Source organism: [Flexibacter] sp. ATCC 35208, assembly GCF_001975825.1.
In the GTDB taxonomy this organism is placed as follows: domain Bacteria; phylum Bacteroidota; class Bacteroidia; order Chitinophagales; family Chitinophagaceae; genus Chitinophaga.
On sequence record NZ_MTKN01000342.1, the window covers coordinates 1 to 366 of the forward strand.

The following is a 366-nucleotide window of genomic DNA, read 5'->3' on the forward strand; positions in this document are numbered from 1 at the left end:
AAAATTACTATTATAATATACCCTTGCATTTCTAACGTTGGTTTCTATAGCATAGTCAATAATACCACCTACCTCTGGATTTTTAATAGTAGCACTAGGATAGGCTGCACTAGCAAGATGATTATCCTGTAATTGATAATTTGTAATTCTTGCCAGGTCGTATGGTAATTGAATTTGCTCAGAATAGGTAGAATTTTTAGTTCTTGCAAAAGTCGCTTTAAAAGATAAACCTTTAACTGCAGCTACTTTGTAATTCAGCGATGCATTCACATTAAAAGATGAATCATCAGTAGTTTGGTGTGAACCATTATTCAGATTGGCAAAATAATTCCATCCTGCAATATTATTATTTGCATTTGCACTTCC

1 protein-coding gene is annotated in these 366 nt (G+C 32.8%); it reads right to left on the bottom strand.

Annotated features, from left to right (window positions below):
- Positions 1-366: hypothetical protein (locus tag BW716_RS37425; RefSeq protein ID WP_220388953.1), on the bottom strand; the 366-nt coding region annotated here is incomplete at both ends.